Here is a 16,062-nt window from a genome sequence, read left to right on the forward strand (position 1 = left end):
GTGGCGCCCGCAGCCGTCTTCTCGCCCGCAAGCATCTTGTTTCCGTGTACACGTAAATACATGATGGCCGCATGCATAAGCGGGAGTCGAAGACCACGAGCCCCTTCAAGCAGCCCAAGGCCGTCTGGGCCGTCGCGTTCGCCTGCGTCATCTCCTTCATGGGCATCGGCCTCGTCGACCCGATCCTGCCTGCCCTGGCCGACAGCCTGCACGCCACGCCCAGCCAGGTGTCCCTGCTCTTCAGCAGCTACCTCATCGTCACCGCGGTCGCGATGCTCGTCGTCGGCTGGTTCTCCAGCCGCTTCGGCGCCAAACGCACCCTCGTCGTCGGCCTGAGCGTCATCGTCGTCTTCTCGGCGCTCGCCGGAGCCACCGGCTCCATCAACGGCATCGTCGGCTTCCGGGCCGGCTGGGGACTCGGCAACGCGCTGTTCATCGCCACCTCCCTCGCCGTCATCGTCGCGTCGGCGAGCGGCGGGTTCGGCGGCGCGATCATCCTCTACGAGACCGCGCTCGGACTCGGGATCGCCGTCGGGCCGCTGCTGGGCGGCGAGTTGGGGGCGATCAGCTGGCGCGGGCCGTTCTTCGGCGTCGCCGTCCTGATGGCCATCGCACTCATCGCCACCATCGCCTTGGTCCCCGATCTGCCCAGGCCCAAAAAGATCACGTCCCCGCTCGCCCCGCTCAAGGCGCTGCGCCACCGCGGCCTGCTGACCATGGGCATCATGGCGCTGCTCTACAACTGGGGCTTCTTCACGATGCTCGGGTACGCGCCGTACCCCATGGAACTCGAGGCCCACGACCTCGGCCTCGTCTTCACCGGCTGGGGCCTCCTCGTCGCCCTGTTCAGCGTGTACTTCGCGCCGCGCCTCCAGGCGCGCTACGGCACCGCGGCCGTCCTGTACGCGAATCTGTTCTGCCTCGGCGTCGTGATGGCGGTCATCGCCGCGGGGGTCTCGACGCCCACCGTGGTGATCGTCGCGGTCATCGTCAGCGGCGCCTTCATCGGCATCAACAACACGCTCACCACACAGGCCGTCATGCTGGTCTCGCCGGTGGAGCGGCCCGTCGCCTCGTCCGCGTACGGCTTCCTGCGGTTCATCGGCGGTGGCTTGGCGCCCTACGTCGCGGGGAAGCTGGCCGACGCCATGGACCTGAGCGTGCCGTTCTACCTGGCCGCGCTCACCTTCCTCCTCGCCATCCCGGTCCTCGCCAGCGGCCACCGGCTGCTGGGGCAGGCCGAGGCGGCCCTGGGCGGAGGCGAGCCGGTGCGGCCCTCGCTGACGCCCGTGGGAGCCGTGGCCCGCAGCGCCGACCCGCGCGTCGTCGTCGCCGTCGGGGACCACGACCGGGCACCCGCCATAGTCGACGCGGCCGCGCGCCTCGCCCGGGACACCGGCAGCCCGCTGGAGGTCGTGCACGTCCGGCAGGCCGCCGTGGTCGACGACCAGGCCGCCGACGCCGAGGACCTGGCCCAGGCCCGCGCCGCCGTGCAGGAGCACCTCGACCGGCTCGCGGGTCAGGGCGTGGCCGCCACCGGGCAGGTCCTGGACAGCGTCGGGGACCACGCCGCCGCCGGCCGCGCGCTGGCCCGGCACGCGGCGGACGCCGGCGCCCGCACCGTGGCCGTCGGACACTCGCCGCGCGGCCCGCTCGCCCAGTTCGCCGACGGCAGCTTCACCACCGCCCTCACCCACGCCTGCGCGTGCACGGTCGTCCTCGTCGGCACCGCCACGGACTCCGCGCCGCGCCGGCTGAACGCGGCGGCGCTGGCCGAACTGCGCGGCGCCGGGGCCTGAACCGCCGGCGCAGGCCCGCGTTTGATCCGTCCCGATTCGGTTAGGCGCAAGATCAGTCGAAACGGGGAGGCACACGGGATGTTCGGTCCTGGGAACGGGTGGGTGCGCACACGCACCGCGGAAGACACCAAGGCGTTCATCAAGGAGAAGGAGCTCGAGCGGGAGCTGCGGAGGCCGCCGGGGAAGGGCACCGCGATCCTGACCGGGATCGTGGTGCTGTTCCTCATCGGCTGGGGCGTGTACGCCCTCGTCCGCTGACCCTCAGCGGACGGCGCGTACACCGTCGATGAGGGCGCTCACCCCGCGCTCGACCTTCGAGCGCGGGCAGCCCACATTGAGCCGCACATGACCGGCCGCGCCGTACGCCGCGCCTGGCATGATCGCCACCCGCTGCCGCTCGACCAGCTCGCGCTGGAGCGCCTCCTCGTCGACACCGAGGGGGCGCAGATCGATCCAGGCGAGGTAGCCGGCCTCGGGTGGCGTCCAGCCGAGCTCGGGGAACGCCTCGGCAAGACGCTCGGCCACGTAGGACAGGTTGCCGCGCAGATACGAGCCGAGCGCGTCCAGCCAGGCGCCGCCCTCCCGGTAGGCCGCGATGTGGCCGACCACGGACAGCACCGCGGGTGACGACAGGCCGTCGGCCTCCTTGAGCCGGTGCAGGTACGCGTCCCGGGAGCCGCTGTCCCCGACGATGCCGTAACTTCCGGTCAGCGCAGGGATGTTGAAGGACTTCGACGCGGACGTGACGACGGCCCACCGGGTGCCGGGGCCCGCGTGCAGCGTCCACGGCCGGTGGACGGCGGGCGGGTGCGCGAGGTCCGAGTGGATCTCGTCGCTGATGACCGCCACGCCGTGGCGGGCGCACAGCTCGGCCATGCGGTCCAGCTCCTCCGCCCGCCACACGTGACCGGTGGGATTGTGCGGGGAGCACAGCAGCAGCACCGAGGTGTCCGGCAGCGCCAGCAGCCGCTCCAGCTCCGCCCAGTCGCCCAACGGGCAGGTGAGCAGCCGCCGTTCGTGCGCGGCCACCGTCTTCGGGAAGGCGTCGTACGTCGGCGAGTGCGCCACGACGCCGTCGCCGGGCCGCGACCACAGGCGCAGCAGCTGACCGACCTGGTAGATCACGGACGGGCCGTAGACGATCGACTCGGGGTCCACGGGGGCGCCGTGCCGGGCGGCGTACCAGTCGACGATCGCGGACAGGAAGTCCTCGTGGCGCCAGCGGGAGTAGCCGAGCACGCCGTGGTCGAGCCGGGCGCGCAGCGCCGTGAGGACCTCGGGGGCCGTCTCGAAGTCCATGTCGGAGATCGTGAACGGCAGCAGGTCCGGCACGCCGAAGCGGTCCTCGACGTAGTCCCACTGCGTGCACCAAGTGCCGTGCCGGTCGACGACGGTGTCGAATTCGTAGGTGGTTGAGGCGTGTCGCACGGCTCAGCCCACCGGGACCATGGTGGCGATGGCGTCCTTGACGGACTGCACCTGCGGGCCGATGACGACCTGCACGGTGTGCACGTCGAGCTTCACCACGCCGACGGCGCCCAGCTTCTTCAGGCGCGGCTCGTCCACGCGCTCCGCGTCCTCGACCGTCAGCCGGAGCCGGGTGATGCAGTTGTCGAGGGACGTGATGTTGTCCGCGCCGCCGATCGCGGCGAGGATCGCCACGGCGTCGTACTTCCCGGCGACCAGCTCACGCGGGGCCCCCGACTCCTGCGCCTCCTCCGCGGGTTCTTCCTCGGTCTCCTCCTCGCGCCCCGGCGTCTTGAGGTCGAAGCGCACGATGGCCCAGCGGAACAGGAAGTAGTACACGGCGAACCACACCGCGGCGATGACCGGCACCAGATACCACTTGGTGGTCGTCCCTTGCAGGACACCGAAGACGAGCCAGTCGATGACATTGCCGTCCGTGTTGCCGATGAACACCCCGAGAACGGCGGCGGCGAGGAAGCCGAGACCGACGAGGACGGCGTGCAGGAGGTACAGCCACGGCGCGATGAACAGGAACAGGAACTCCAGCGGCTCGGTGATGCCGCCGACGACACAGGCCACGACGCCGGAGACCAGGAGCGCCTTGATCTCGGGGCGCATGCTCTTGCGGGCGCAGTGGTACATGGCGAGCGCGGCGCCCGGCAGACCTCCGAGGTAGGCGGCCATCTTGCCCTGCGACAGGAAGTGGGTGGCGTCGGTGACGGCGGCCGTGGGCGGCTTGGAGCAGTTGAGCTGCGCGTAGAACATGTTCAGCGCGCCGGACACCTGGTCCCCGCACACCGCGCCGGAACCGCCGACATCGGTGAAGCGGAACATGGCGACGAGGATGTGGTGCAGGCCCACCGGGCGCAGCAGCACCTCGCCCATGCCGAAGAAGAACGGTCCGAAGACACCCGCGTGACCGATCGCGCGGCCCAGGTCGGTGATCCAGCCGTTGAACGTCGGCCACACCAGCGGGATGAGCAGACCGAGCACGCTCAGCGTGAGCGCGGAGACGATCGGCACAAAGCGCAGGCCGCCGAAGAACGCCAGCGCGTCGGGCATCCGTTGCGTACGGAAACGCTGGTGAAGCAGGCTGACAACGATGCCAACGGCGACCGCGCCGAGGAGTCCCGTATCGATGGACTGGATGCCGATGACATCGGCGATGCCGTAGTGGGCGATCGCCTTGGCGTCGTCGAAGTCCACACCCTTGGCGGTGAGGTAGAAGTTCACCGCGAGGTTCATGGCGGCGTAGCCGACGAAACCGGAGAATGCGGCGACGCCCTTGTCCTCGCGGGCGAGCCCGAGGGGGATGGCCATCGCGAACATCACGGGCAGGAACTGGAAGGCGACCTGGCCGGTGTTGGCCATCCACGTGAAGACCAGGTGGAAGCCCTGGCCCTGGAGGAAGGTCAGGTTGTTGGTGACGGCGTCGCTGGAGAGCGACGAGCCGATGCCCAGCATGATGCCGCAGAACGCGAGCAGCGCCACGGGGAGCATGAACGTCTTGCCGAGGCTCTGGAGGAACTCCCAGAGCGCGGCCTTGGTCTTCTGCATGGGGGGTCTGTCGTCTTTCGGGCCTGGACGGGAGGCGGGCACAAGCCGGCCACCTGGTCACAAGCCGACCGGGGCGTCCGGTCACCTGCCGCGTACAGGGATCGCCCGTCGAGCGGCGTCGAGGGTGTCCGATCCGCCGAGACGGATGAGATCACAGCAGGTCGCGCCATGTCTATGGCCAATCTCGCCCGCCCTCGGGCCCGGCTCTCGAACGTCACCTGCGAGGCCGCCGAGACGTCACCCGCAAGGCTCGCCGCGACGTCGCCTGCGCGCCGGCTCCGAGCACGCTCCGGGCGTACGGGGAGTGGCCCTGGGAACGCGGCCAGGGGAAGCGCATGTGGGACCCGGGTGTCGGGTAGGGGCATGGGCGCCAGATCGGTTGTATCTGTCACCGGGTCGAACTCGTCGTGGGGGAGAGAGCGCATGCCGGACATCGGGATCGTGGGAACCGGAGTGGCGGGCCTGCATCTGGGGCTGCTGTTACGCGCACAGGACATCGACGTCACCCTCTACACGGACCGGCCCCCCGATGCCGCCGCCACCGGACGGCTCCCGGCCACCGTCGCCCACCACGCTCCGACCCTGCTGCGGGAGGCGGTGCTCGGCGTGCAGCGCTGGCCCGGGGACACGTACGGCTACGGCTGCCACCACCACTACGTGGGCGGGCCCACCCCGCTGATCTTCCGCGGCGACTTCGCCGCGCCCTCGCGCGCCGTCGACAACCGGCTCTACCTGCCCGCGCTCGCCGCTGACCTCCAGGAGCGCGGCGGCAAGCTGGTGGTGCGGCAGGTGACGCCCGCCGACCTGGAGCATGTCGCGGCCCGGCACGACCTGCTGGTCGTGGCGTCGGGGCGCGGCCCCCTCTCGGGGCTCTTCCCGACGGTGGCGGACCCCGCGACGCTCGATGCCCCGCGCCGCCTGCTGTGCGCCGGCCTGTACCAGGGCGTGGCGCCGAACGATCCGAAGGGCGTGACGCTGTCGATCGCGCCGGGCCGGGGCGAGGTCATCGAGATCCCGCTCTATTCCGCCGCCGGGCACGTCACCGCGCTCCTCTTCGAGTGTGTGCCGGGCGGCGGGGCCGACGGCCTGTGTGCGGCGGACGCCGGGGAGGACGAGGAGCGCTTCCTGCGCGGGGCGCTCGACGAACTCGCGCACCACCACCCGACCGTCTTCGAGCGCGTCGACCCCGCGGCCTTCGGGCTGACCGGCCCCCTCGACGTGGTGCGGACCGCGATCGTGCCGACCGTGCGCGCCGACTACACGCGGCTGCCCGGAGGGCGCTACGCGCTCGCCCTCGGCGACGCGCACACCACCGTCGACCCCATCGTCGGGCAGGGCGCCAACGCCGCCTCGCACTCCGCCCAGGTCGTCTCCGACGCCATCGCCGAGGACCCGGCCTTCGACGCACTGTTCTGCGAACGCGTCGCCCGGCGCCGCGCCGAGGTCGTCCTCGGCGCCGCCCGCTGGTCCGAACTCATGCTCCGCCCGCCCGCCGAGCACATCCTGGAACTGCTCGGCGCGATGAGCACGCACAAGAGCGCGGCCGACGAGTTCACCGACAACTTCGGCCACCCGGACCGGCAGTGGCGCATCGTGGCGACCCCGGAGCGCACCCGTGGATTCCTCCGGCGGCACGGGGCCGCGTAGCCGATCGGCCTCGGCGCGGGAAGTTTTCCATCACTGATTGAAAAGTGTGCCGGGCCGTGCTGTCCTGTGCCCATGTCCACCGACACCACACGGGCGGCACTGCTCGACGCCGCCGAGCGGCTCTTCCTCGCCAAGGGGTACGAGCAGGTGTCAGTGCGCGCGGTGAACGCGGCGGCAGGCATGAACCCGGCCGCGGTCCACTACCACTTCGGTACCAAGGAAGACCTGGTCGCCGCGCTGCTGCAGAGCCGGCTCGGCCCGCTGTGGGCGCAGCCGCTCGCCGACGTGGAGCGCAGGACGGCCGGTGGAAAGGCCCCGCGCGTCGAGGAGTTCGTCGACGTGCTGGTGCGGCCGCTCGACGAGCTGACCTGCACGCCGCACGGCCGCATGCTGCTGCACCTGCTCGCCCGCGTCGTACTGAGCCGCCGTCAACTTCCCTTCGACGAGCGGTGGTTCGGGTATCGGTCATGGCGCACGCTGCTGTGCGCCGCGCGGCCCGAGCTCTCCCGGGCCGAGGCCGGGCACCGGCTGCGCATGACGTTCGACCTGCTGCTCCAGCTCTACGGGGAGCCGCAGCTGGCCACCGCCGAGCTGGGCGGCACACCGCGCCCTCCGGCGGACACGGTCATCGCCTTCGTCGCGGCGGGCCTGAACGCCCCTGCGTGAACCGACAGTTGAGGAGTTGCACCGTCATGAGCACAGCAGACTCCACCCGCGACACCACCGGGCCCGCGCCCGACCTGCTCGCCCCCGCGCGGCTCGGCCCCCTCACCCTGCGCAACCGGGTGATCAAGGCGGCCACCTTCGAAGGTGTCACGCGCGACGCTCTGGTCAGCGACGAACTCATCGAGTACCACCGGCGCCCCTCGGCCGGTGGCGTCGGCATGACGACCGTCGCGTACTGCGCCGTCGCCCCCGAGGGACGTACCGAACGCGATCAGATCCACATGCGGCCCGAGGCCGTTCCCGGCCTGCGCCGGCTCACCGAGGCCGTGCACGCCGAGGGCGCCGCGATCTCCGCGCAGATCGGCCACGCGGGACCCGTCGCCGATCCCGTCTCCAACGGACTGCCGGCGCTCGCGCCCAGCCGCTTCCTGAACCTGCAGTCCTTCCGCTTCGCCCGCCCGGCCACCCGCCACGACATCGCGCGCGTCACCAAGGCCCACGCCCGTGCGGCCCGCACCGCCGTCGAGGCCGGATTCGACGCGGTGGAGATCCACCTCGGCCACAACTACTTCGCGAGCTCCTTCCTCAGCCCGAAACTCAACAAGCGCAAGGACGAGTACGGGGGCACTCTCGCCAACCGGGCCAAGGTCGCCCGGGGCGTGGCCCGCGCGGTCCGCGACGAGGTCGGCGACGAGATCGCGATCACCGCCAAGCTCAACATGGACGACGGCGTGTCCGGCGGCATCTGGCTCGACGAGAGCCTGCGCACCGCCGCCTGGCTGGAGGCCGACGGCAGCGTCGACGCCCTCGAACTCACCGCGGGCAGCTCCCTGCTGAACCCCATGTACCTGTTCCGCGGCGGCGCGCCCGTGCGACAGTTCGCCGCGACGTTCCCCCAGCCCCAGCGGTTCGGCATCGAGCGCGTCGGAAAGAAGTTCATCCGCGCCTACCCGTACGAGGAGGCGTTCCTGCTGCCCTCGGCACGCCAGTTCCGGGCCGCGCTGAAACTGCCGCTGATCCTGCTCGGCGGCATCGCGGACCGCGAGACCGCCGAAGCGGCCATGGCCGAGGGCTTCGAGTTCGTGGCGATGGGCCGCGCGCTACTGCGCGAACCCGACCTCATCAACCGCTTCGCCGAGGACCGCGCCGCCGACCGGCCCACGCACTCGCTGTGCATCCACTGCAACCGCTGCATGCCCACCATCTACACCGGCACGCGCTGTGTCCTCATCGAGCCGGAGCCCTTCCACGCGCGCGGCCACTGAGTACGTGACCCCACGCGCGCCGGGCGTCACTTCCGCCAGAACAGATGGTGGCGCACCCCGCCCGTCGGGCTCGGCACGACATTGAGGTGGAAGCGGTCGAGGAGATCGTCGGGTGAGTCCCACAGCTTGGAGCCGGAGCCGAGCTCGACACCGTCCGCGACCGCCACGTGCAGTGTGTCGACGAGGTCCGCCTCGAGGAACTCGCGGATGACGGTGGCTCCGCCGCCGAGCCGGATGTCCTTGCCCTGCGCCGCCACCCTGGCCTGCTTGAGGACGGTGCCGGGGTCGGCGTCGACGAAGTGGAACGTGGTGTCCGAGAGCGTGATCGACGGGCGCGTGTGGTGGGTCATGACGAACACCGGGGTGTGGAACGGCGGTTCCTCGCCCCACCACCCCCGCCACTCGTCGTCCTGCCAGGGCCCGCGCTGGGGCCCGAACTTCCCGCGCCCCATGATCTCGGCACCGATGTTGTGGTGGAAGTCCCGCGTCAGATAGTCGTCGATGCCGCGGGACCCTCCCGGGTCCGTGCGATTGGGCCAGCTCGCCGTGGCCCCGGCCCAGGCGAACATCTGCCCCGGGTCGGCGTGGCCGAACGGCCGCTCCAGGCTCTGGCCCTGACCAGCGCCGAAACCGTCCGCGGACACGTTGAAATTCTGGACCTTCACCAGTTGCTGTTTCACGGCGCTCCTTCTACGTGATCGACAACTGTGAGACTGCCACGGCGAACGAAACTCATCGCGCAGGCGACGGGCGGGGTGTCACGCGGCGCCGTCCTTCGCCCCGGCCTTGCTCTCCACCGCCTTGTCCTGTCCGGCCTTGGTGTCGGTGGCTCCCTTCGCGGGTGCGCCGGGAGCGGGCAGGGCGACGTAGAACACCGAGCGCTGCTGGCGGGTGCGCTCGGCGCGGGCCTTGGCGACCAGGGCTTCCAGCGTATTGCGGACGACCTTGGTGCTGAACTCCCGCTTCGGGTGCTTCTTTTGCAGCGTCGAGGTGATCTCGGCGGCCGAGCGGGGGCTGGTCTCGGAGCCCAGCTGGGACACGATGAGCTCGACCAGCGTGGAGCCCTGCGGCTCGGTCTTCTCGGCCGCGGGCGCAGCCGGCTTGGTGGTGGCCGCGGCCTTGGCGGGCTTCGCGGGCTTGGCCGCCTTCGCGGGGGTCCCGGCCGTGGCCTTCTTGGCCTGCGCGGGCTTGGCGGCCGTCGTCTCCCGTGACTTCTGCCGCGGAAGCTTGCCTGCCGCCTTGCCGACCGCCTTCTCGGGGGCGGGCGCCGGAAGGGGCGGCAGGTCGCCGCTGCCGAGAGAGTTCAGCATGCTCTCCAGAAGCGTGCGGTTCTCCTCGAGGGTGCCCAACTCCGCCTGCAGCGAGGAGATTTCCTCGCTGATCCGCTTCAACTCGCCCTCGTTCTGTGCGATGTCGTCGCGGATCCGGTCGGCGTAGCGGGACTTGAGTTCGGTCTGGGGCGTGGTGTCCGACATGGTGGCTCGCTTTCGTGACAAGGAGGATCTGTCGGTGTGTGTACGTGTGTGCCGTAGGGCCGGATGGTACTCACCCGGGTGCCCATCGCGTGGCACGTCAGTACAGATCGGTCACCTTTTACGGTACGGGAGTTGGCGTGTTGACGCGTATCAGGGCTTGCGTCCGATGCCACCGAAGCTGCTGACCGGCTCCGGGAGTTCACCCTCGCCGCCCTCGGGGCGCCACTGAGAAACCGAGGTCAGACCCGGTTCGACGAGCTCAAGTCCCTCGAAGAACCGGCCGATCTGCTCGGGCGTGCGATTGGTCCGCGGGTTGTCACTGGTGCTGTTCCACTGCTCGACCATCGCCCGGGTGGCCTCCGGGTGGTACACCTCGGTGCTGTCGCACAGAACCAGGTGACTGCCGCCGGGCAGCGCGCTCTTGAGCTCCTCGACGATCGTGTAGGCGCGGTCGTCGGTGACATGGGCGACGACCCCGAGCAGCATCAGGGCGACCGGACGGGTGAAGTCCAGCGTGTCCGCGGCCTGCCGGAGAATGCCGGCGGGGTCGGTCAGATCGGCCTCGATGTAGTCGGTGGCTCCCTGCGGAGTGCTGGTCAGCAGGGCCTCCGCGTGCCGCAGCACCACCGGGTCGTGGTCGACGTAGACGATGCGCGCCGTGGCATCGTGGCGCTGCGCCACGTCGTGGGTGTTGTCGACGCTGGGCAGCCCGGTGCCGATGTCGAGGAACTGGTCGATGCCCACGTCCCGTACGAGGTGGGACACGGTGCGGGCGAGGAAGGCGCGCTGGGCGCGGGCCACCTGCACGATCCCCGGGTTGACCTGCTGAATGGCGTCGCCGACCTCGCGGTCCACCTCGTAGCAGTCCTTGCCGCCGAGCCAGTAGTTCCAGATGCGGGCCGAATGCGGGGAGTCACTGTCGATCAGCGGACGGTCCTGGGGCACGAGTAGCTCCGAAGGGTCGATGGGGCGCCGGGGATCATGCGTCAACCAGGGTATTCCATGCGGGAGTTGATACGTCGGCGTGGTGTGGGTGCCACCCGCTGTGCAATGCGGTGGCCGGTGTGACGGGTGTGCGGTGGGTGTGACGCCGGGGACCGGCGTTGCGCCCCATGGCCGCCGCTCCGTCGCAGGTCAGACGTTTGTGCAGGTCGGATGGGGTGGCGTAACACCCGCGAAACATCAGGGGGCGTACGGTCTGCCGTCACATGCACCACGGAGAAGGGACGGGCATGGAAGACCGTGACGGATCGAGGGCCGACCGGGCACGCCGTGTCGCCGATGTGCTGCGTCAGCGCATCGTCGACGGCGCCTACGAGGGTGTGCTGCCGGACGAGCGCGCCCTCGGCCGGTCACTCGGCGCCACCCGCAACGCCGTGCGCGAGGCGCTGAACATGCTGCGGGACGAGGGTGTCGTCACCCGACGGCGTGGCATCGGCACCCTCGTGACCGGCCACAAGGCCGAACACGGCCTCGCCCGACTGGTGGGCCTCGCCGAGGAGTTGACCGCGTACGGCACGGTCGGCAACGAGGTGCGCGAGGCACGTGTCGTGGAGCACGCCCCGCCCGCGATCACGCAACGCCTCTGCCTCCCGGAGCACTCCGAAGCGGTCTACATCGAGCGCCTGAGATCCCTCGACGCGGAGCCGCTCTCCCTGGACTCCACCTGGCTCGCCCCCGACATCGGCCGCCCGCTGCTCGACCGGCACCTGGCGGGACGGGATCTGTTCGCGCTCATCGAGGAGACCAGTGGCACGCGGCTCGGCAGCGCCGAGGTGACCGTGCACGCCGTCACTGCCGACCCGGACACCGCGCGGCTGCTGGGCGTGGCGGAGGGCGCCGCGCTCTTCACCATCGACCGGCTGACCCGGCTCGCGGACGGCCGGCCCGTCGACGCCGAGTCACTGCGGGTGCGCGCGGACCGGCTCGCCCTGCGGGCCGTCCTGCCGAGGGACTGAAGGAGTTGTACGTGCGAAGCGAACGACGAAGAGGCCGGCAGGACGGGTGGGAGCGCACATGACCCTGGACACGACACACCTCGTCCTCCTGGCGGTGGCCGGTCTTGTCGGAGGCATCGGGATCACCGCCATCGGGCCCGGCGGAGTGCTGCCCACCATCGGCCTGTTCCTGTTCTCGGGCCTCACGCCCGCGGGCGTGGCGGGCACCGCCATCGTCACCCACGTCGCCACGGGCCTGCTCGGCACGGCCGCGTACGCCAGGTCGGGACAGCTCCGCGACCCCGGAACCCGGTGCTGCGCCGCCGTACTCGCCGGCGCCGCCCTGGTGGGAGCGCCGCTGGGCGTGCTGTGCAACACCCTGGTCGCGGGCCGCGGCTTCGGGATCCTGCTGGCCTGCGCGGTCGTCGTGACCGGCATCCTGGTGTGGGTGCGCGACCGGCGCGCCACGGACGGCGCCGAGCACGCACACATCCCGATGGGCCGCACGGTCCTGATCGGTGTCGTCGTCTCGGTCGTGGCGGGCCTCTTCGGGCTCGGCGGCCCCATGCTGAGCGTGCCGCTGCTCGTGGTGGCCGGGCTGCCGGTCCTGTCGTCGCTGGCCGCCGCCCAGGCCCAGTCGATCGTGATCGCGAGCGTGGGCACCGTGGCGTATGTGGTGCACGGAGCCGTCGACTGGCGGCTCGCGGCCCTGGTGGGCATCCCGGAGCTGGCCGGCGTCCTCATCGGCTGGCGCATCGCACACGCACTCCCGGCCCGCCGCCTGAAGTACGCGATGGTCGCGTTCCTGCTGGCCTCGGCACCGTTCCTGGCGCTGCACTGAAGAACTGGGGCCCATGGTTCGGAACAGGCTCTTCATGCAACTGCCCTGTTAACGTTGCGGTGTTGACCGAGGGGGCGGAGGCGGCAGATGACATCGAGCACGTTTCGTATCGGCGGGGATCTGGGCGTACGGCGGCTGGGGTTCGGTGCCATGCACCTGCCGACCGAGCCGGGATCGGCCCGCGAGAACTCCGTCGCGGTCGCCCGGCGGGCCGTCGAGCTGGGCGTCACGCTGATCGACACCGCGCACATGTACGGCGGGGGAGCCAACGAGGAACTCCTCGCCGAGGCCCTGCACCCGTACCCGGACGGGCTGCTCGTCACCACGAAGGTCGGTATCGCGCGGTCGGGCCCTGAGGAGGAGTGGCGGCTCGACGGGCGACCGGCCGTCCTGCGCGACCAGGTCGAGCAGGCGCTGCGCCGCCTGCGCGTCGAGCGGATCGAGCTGCTCCAACTGCACCGGATCGATCCGGAGACACCGCTCGCCGACCAACTCGGCACGCTCCGCGATCTGCGGGCCGAGGGAAAGATCGGCCGGATCGGGCTGTCCGAGGTCACGGTCGACGAACTCGAAGAGGCCCGGAAGACCGTCGACATCGCGAGCGTCCAGAACCGCTACAACCTGCTCGACCGCGAGCACGAACCCGTGCTCATGGCCTGCGAGGCGGCGGGGATCGCGTTCCTGCCCTGGCGTCCGGTCGCCTGGGGGAAGTCCGGGGCGGAGGCCGGGATCGGCGCGGTGGCGGCCGATCTCGACGCCACACCCACGCAGGTAGCGCTGGCCTGGCTCCTCGGCCACTCACCGGCCGTCCTCCCGATCCCCGGCACCGCCCGGATCGACCACCTGGAGGAGAACCTCGCAGCGGACGGCCTGCGCCTGGCCCCCGAGCACCGCGACCTCCTCGACCGACTGGTCACACCGGGCGCCCCTCCCGTGTCCTGACGGCTCATGGGGGAGAGCGCAGATGGCGGTGGGTCGTAGCGGGTTCAGAGTTCCTGGAGCGTCACTTCCCCGTCACCCTCCTGGACCGCCGCCACTCCGCTCGCGCTGTCCCGCACCACCCGGTACGTCGCGGCCACACCCCCGTGCAGATCGGGCACCGTCACCGTCACATCCTCCGCGTCGGGGGTGACGAGCAGGGTGAGACCGGTGAGCCAGTCGCCGTCCGGGCGTGAGGTGTCCGCGCCCATCGGGAGGACCGCGCCCGGGCGCACGTACAGCGGCAGGCTGTCGAAGCCGTGCCGTTCGCGGCGCCAGGCCGGGCCCTCGACCCGCTCTCCGGTGAGGAGGTGGGTCCACGTGCCCTCGGGGACGTAGAGCTCGACGTCGCCGTCCGCGGAGAACACCGGCGCCACCAGGAGGTCGGGGCCGAGCATGTACTGGCGGTCGAGGGCGCGCGCCGTGGGGTCGTCGGGGAAGTCGAGCAGCATCGGGCGCATCAGCGGCACGCCCGTCGTGTGCGCCTCGGCCGCGGCACCGTACAGATACGGCATCAGGCGGTGCTTGAGGCGGGTGAACTCCCTTGCCACGTCCACCGCTTCGTCGCCGAACTCCCACGGCACCCGGTACGAGGACGAGCCGTGCAGGCGGCTGTGGGAGGACAACAGCCCGAAGGCCAGCCAGCGCTTGAAGACCGCCGCGTCGGGGGTGCCCTCGAAGCCGCCGATGTCGTGCGACCAGAAGCCGAAGCCGGACAGGGAGAGGGAAAGGCCGCCGCGCAGCGACTCCGCCATCGCGCCGAACGAGGACCAGCAGTCGCCGCCCCAGTGCACAGGGAACTGCTGACCGCCCGCGGTCGCCGAGCGGGCGAAGAGGACGGACTCGCCGCGGCCCCGCTCCTTCTCCAGCAGGTCGAAGACGACCTGGTTGTACAGGTGCGTGTAGTAATTGTGCATGCGCTCCGGGTCGGAGCCGTCGTGCCAGACGACGTCCGTCGGGATGCGCTCGCCGAAGTCCGTCTTGAAGCAGTCGACACCCTGGTCGAGCAGCACCTTGAGCTTCGTGCGGAACCAGGCGCAGGCCTCCGGGTTCGTGAAGTCCACGAGCGCCATGCCCGCCTGCCACAGGTCCCACTGCCAGATGTCGCCGTTCGCCCGCTTCACCAGGTAGCCGCTCGCCGCGGCCTCCTCGAACAGGGCCGACTTCTGGGCGATGTACGGGTTGATCCACACCGAGATGCGAAGCCCGCGCTCCTTGAGGCGGGCCAGCATGCCCTCCGGGTCGGGGAAGACCGCGGGGTCCCACTCGAAGTCCGACCACTGGTACTCGCGCATCCAGAAGCAGTCGAAGTGGAAGACGCTCAGCGGGATGTCGCGCTCCGCCATCCCGTCGACGAACGACGTCACCGTCCCCTCGTCGTACTGCGTGGTGAACGACGTCGTCAGCCACAGGCCGAAGGACCACGCCGGCGGCAGCGCCGGACGGCCGGTGAGCGCGGTGTAGCGACGCAGCACGTCCTTCGGCGTCGGGCCCGCGACCACGTAGTACTCGATCGACTGGTCCTCGACGCTGAACTGCATCCGGCCGACCGACTCCGAGCCGATCTCGTAGCTCACCCGGCCGGGGTGTGCGACGAACACGCCGTAGGCGCCCGCGGGGGAGACGTGAAGGCTGAACGGGACGTTCTTGTACGCCTGTTCGCTGCTCGTGCCGCCGTCGGCCTGCCACATGTCGACGACCTGGCCGTTCCTGACGAACGGGGTGAAGCGCTCGCCGAGACCGTAGACCTGCTCGCCGACGCCGAGTGACAGCTGCGCGGCCATGTGGTGTTCCCCGTCGCCGGTCCGGAAGGCGGCGGTGCCCTTGCGGTCGGACGAGGTGACCTCACGGCCGTCCGCGTCGCGGAAGGACAGCTGCCAGGGAGCGGCCTCGTCGAGGCACACGGAGAGCGCGCCGCTGGACAGCTCGACGCGCGTGCCGTCACGGCGCACCGTACCCGTGCCGGCGTCCTCGCCGGGCAGCCCGAAGTCGGGCCCCGTGCGCCGCTTTCCCGCGTGGTGGGTGACGCGGACCCCGATGACGCCCTCGGCGGGGGTGAAGCAATCGACGGTCAGCAAGGGGGAGTTGAGGGTGTCGCCGCGCCGCTCGATCCGCTGGGTCGCCGCGAACGCGGTGAAACGGTCGGCGTCGACGCGCAGGTCACGGACCTCGGTGGCGTACGAGGCCTCGACCCCGTCGCGCATCAGCCAGAAGCCGTCGGTGAACTTCATCATCTTCCTCGGGGTGGGCAATGTGCGGGGCAAGGCGCCTCTACACGGCATTTGAGCTCACGCGCACCGAAAGATCAAGAGGTCGAGACCAGGAATCGTCGAAGCGCTTCGATTCGATCACAACGGGGCGTAGCAGGCTATGCACAGGCGATGAAGTCGGACTCAAGGTCTGGTGTCGAAGCGCTTGATGACGTATTAG

Annotated in this window: 14 protein-coding genes; 8 read left to right on the plus strand and 6 right to left on the minus strand. The window is 70.8% G+C overall.

Annotated features, from left to right (window positions below; translation table 11 throughout):
• The first annotated feature begins 71 nt into the window (after positions 1–71).
• Both ACIRHA_RS09065 and ACIRHA_RS09070 read left to right on the plus strand, forming a co-directional pair.
• Complete coding sequence (locus tag ACIRHA_RS09065; protein WP_403841756.1) at positions 72–1,799, plus strand: MFS transporter; 1,728 nt, start codon at positions 72–74, stop codon at positions 1,797–1,799.
• Positions 1,800–1,901: 102 nt separating this feature from the next.
• Complete coding sequence (locus tag ACIRHA_RS09070; protein ID WP_403841758.1) at positions 1,902–2,057, plus strand: hypothetical protein; 156 nt, start codon at positions 1,902–1,904, stop codon at positions 2,055–2,057.
• A gap of 3 nt (positions 2,058–2,060) precedes the next feature.
• Here the strand turns inward: ACIRHA_RS09070 and ACIRHA_RS09075 are convergent, their stop codons facing one another.
• Both ACIRHA_RS09075 and malX read right to left on the minus strand, forming a co-directional pair.
• On the minus strand, positions 2,061–3,227 hold the full coding sequence (locus ACIRHA_RS09075) for a MalY/PatB family protein (protein WP_403841760.1): 1,167 nt from the start codon (positions 3,225–3,227) through the stop codon (positions 2,061–2,063).
• Between the two features lie 3 nt (positions 3,228–3,230).
• Positions 3,231–4,823, minus strand: coding sequence for a maltose/glucose-specific PTS transporter subunit IIBC (gene malX / locus ACIRHA_RS09080; protein WP_403841763.1), 1,593 nt, complete (start codon positions 4,821–4,823; stop codon positions 3,231–3,233).
• A 423-nt stretch (positions 4,824–5,246) separates the two neighbouring features.
• On the opposite strand from malX, the gene ACIRHA_RS09085 reads away from it, so the two are divergent.
• The 3 genes from ACIRHA_RS09085 (at position 5,247) to ACIRHA_RS09095 (ending at position 8,401) form a co-directional block, all read left to right on the plus strand.
• Entirely contained in the window at positions 5,247–6,470 is a 1,224-nt protein-coding gene (locus ACIRHA_RS09085; protein WP_403841766.1) for a styrene monooxygenase/indole monooxygenase family protein, read from the plus strand.
• A gap of 72 nt (positions 6,471–6,542) precedes the next feature.
• Positions 6,543–7,136, plus strand: a complete 594-nt coding sequence (locus ACIRHA_RS09090) for a TetR/AcrR family transcriptional regulator (protein ID WP_403841769.1) — start codon at positions 6,543–6,545, stop codon at positions 7,134–7,136.
• A 26-nt stretch (positions 7,137–7,162) separates the two neighbouring features.
• Entirely contained in the window at positions 7,163–8,401 is a 1,239-nt protein-coding gene (locus ACIRHA_RS09095; RefSeq protein WP_403841772.1) for an NADH:flavin oxidoreductase, read from the plus strand.
• A gap of 26 nt (positions 8,402–8,427) precedes the next feature.
• On the opposite strand, the gene ACIRHA_RS09100 is transcribed toward ACIRHA_RS09095, so the two are convergent.
• The 3 genes from ACIRHA_RS09100 to ACIRHA_RS09110 form a co-directional block, all read right to left on the minus strand.
• Complete coding sequence (locus tag ACIRHA_RS09100) at positions 8,428–9,081, minus strand: dihydrofolate reductase family protein (RefSeq protein WP_403841775.1); 654 nt, start codon at positions 9,079–9,081, stop codon at positions 8,428–8,430.
• Between the two features lie 78 nt (positions 9,082–9,159).
• Entirely contained in the window at positions 9,160–9,876 is a 717-nt protein-coding gene (locus ACIRHA_RS09105; RefSeq protein ID WP_403841777.1) for a hypothetical protein, read from the minus strand.
• Between the two features lie 150 nt (positions 9,877–10,026).
• The gene (locus ACIRHA_RS09110; RefSeq protein WP_403841780.1) at positions 10,027–10,821 is read right to left on the minus strand and encodes an SAM-dependent methyltransferase; all 795 of its coding nucleotides are present in this window, start codon (positions 10,819–10,821) and stop codon (positions 10,027–10,029) included.
• 287 nt (positions 10,822–11,108) lie between these two features.
• On the opposite strand from ACIRHA_RS09110, the gene ACIRHA_RS09115 reads away from it, so the two are divergent.
• From ACIRHA_RS09115 to ACIRHA_RS09125, 3 genes are all read left to right on the plus strand, one after another.
• Positions 11,109–11,834, plus strand: coding sequence for a GntR family transcriptional regulator (locus ACIRHA_RS09115; RefSeq protein ID WP_403841783.1), 726 nt, complete (start codon positions 11,109–11,111; stop codon positions 11,832–11,834).
• Positions 11,835–11,892: 58 nt separating this feature from the next.
• Positions 11,893–12,654, plus strand: a complete 762-nt coding sequence (locus ACIRHA_RS09120) for a sulfite exporter TauE/SafE family protein (RefSeq protein WP_403841786.1) — start codon at positions 11,893–11,895, stop codon at positions 12,652–12,654.
• Between the two features lie 87 nt (positions 12,655–12,741).
• Positions 12,742–13,596, plus strand: a complete 855-nt coding sequence (locus ACIRHA_RS09125) for an aldo/keto reductase (protein ID WP_403841789.1) — start codon at positions 12,742–12,744, stop codon at positions 13,594–13,596.
• Between the two features lie 44 nt (positions 13,597–13,640).
• Here ACIRHA_RS09125 and yicI read toward each other — a convergent pair whose 3' ends face one another.
• A complete protein-coding gene (yicI, locus tag ACIRHA_RS09130; RefSeq protein WP_403841792.1) occupies positions 13,641–15,863 on the minus strand; it encodes an alpha-xylosidase in 2,223 nt (740 codons plus the stop codon).
• Positions 15,864–16,062 lie beyond the last annotated feature (199 nt).

Origin of the sequence: Streptomyces sp. NPDC102360 (genome assembly GCF_044766085.1) — a bacterium.
Taxonomy (GTDB): domain Bacteria; phylum Actinomycetota; class Actinomycetes; order Streptomycetales; family Streptomycetaceae; genus Streptomyces.